The organism is Bradyrhizobium sp. UFLA01-814 (assembly GCF_046718885.1).
GTDB classification, from domain to species: domain Bacteria; phylum Pseudomonadota; class Alphaproteobacteria; order Rhizobiales; family Xanthobacteraceae; genus Bradyrhizobium; species Bradyrhizobium elkanii.
On the sequence record NZ_JAQOSR010000363.1, the window covers coordinates 1 to 1,344 of the forward strand.

Below are 1,344 nucleotides of genomic sequence, written 5' to 3' on the forward strand. Positions count from 1 at the left end.
CCCCCCCCCCCCCCCCCCCCCCCCCCCCCTTTTCAAGCAGAAGACGGCATACGCGATGATATCCTACGTCTCGTGGGCTCGGAGATGTGTATAAGAGACAGGGTGGGGGCTCTCTCCACGAGTCGTATGGTGGAGAGAGCCCCCACCCGCATCGCATCTTCGATGCGATGCGACCTCCCCCGCAAGCGGGAGAGGTGGAAGTACCGACCGATGAGGCGATCTGTTCCTACAGCGTCTTGATGAACTCGATCAGGGCGCGGCGCTCGTCTTCCTTCAGCTCCGGCCCGATCACGCCGGTGCGCTTCTCGTTGGAGAATTCGTGTCCGGAATTGCTGTTGCCGCGCTTGGTGGTGTCGAGCGCGAAGGCGTTCTTGATCTTGTCCTTCCAGACATAGCCCAGATCCTTGGGATCATACTCCCGGCTGCCGAGATAGAAGGTTGCGGGACGGTCCTTCACCGGCGACAGCAGTGCGTAGATGGTCGGGACCGAGCCGTTGTGCAGATAGGGCGGAGTCGCCCAGATGCCGTTGAGCGGCCGGACCTTGTAGGCGAGCGGCGCCTGGATCTCGTTCGGCCGGTAGCCGTTGATGCGCTTGCGATCTTCCGGCGGGGTCTTGTTCTGGTCGTACCAATAGTCGACGGTCTTCTCGACGAGGTCGCCGAGCGCCGGACCGAAACTGCCGTCCTTGATGTTCAGATTGGCCGGCGTTTCGACGGTGCGGTGCGCGAGGCCCTCGGCCTGCGCGCTGTCGGTGCCGATATGGCTGATCGGAATCATCTCGACGTCGAGCAGCGGCTGGCCGGCCTGGTTCTTGATCCAGCGCTTCTTGTCCTTGAACAGCGCAAAGGCTTCGCTCGCCGGCAGCGCCTTGCTGTCGATCGCCGGGCCGTGGCAGCCCTGGCAATGCGTCTTGTAGAGCTCGCCGCCCTTCTTCGCGAGATCCATGTTGATTGGCGGCAGGATGGTCTCCGGCCATTTCGGCGACGCCAGTCCGCCAAAGCCCTTGTCCTCGCTGGGCGGCTCGCCGGCGATCATCCGCTCCATCTCGTGCAGCACGTCGATCCGCGCGCTCGACTTGTAAAGCCCCTTGGACTCGTCGAGCAGGTTGAGCTCGGCGCTGACGCCGAGCGCCTCGCCGGCGTTGCGCACCATCGGCTGCATGATCGAGCCGTCATATTGCACCCAGCTGAACCACGGTGCGTTCCAGATTCGCGGGAAATGCACCGGCGCCGAATGCGAGGCGTAGTTGTTCGGGTTGTTCAGGTCGATCGAGAACACCTGGTTGCCGATCCGGTTCAGCGCGTCGAGCCGCGCATAGCCTTCCTCGACGCTGTTGGCGGCGA

At 63.6% G+C, this 1,344-nt stretch carries 1 protein-coding gene; it reads right to left on the reverse strand.

Annotated elements, in window-relative coordinates:
- Nucleotides 1–226: 226 nt before the first annotated feature.
- A partial coding sequence (locus PMN64_RS42830) for a di-heme-cytochrome C peroxidase (RefSeq protein WP_411785114.1) occupies nt 227–1,344 on the reverse strand: 1,118 nt, incomplete at its 5' end.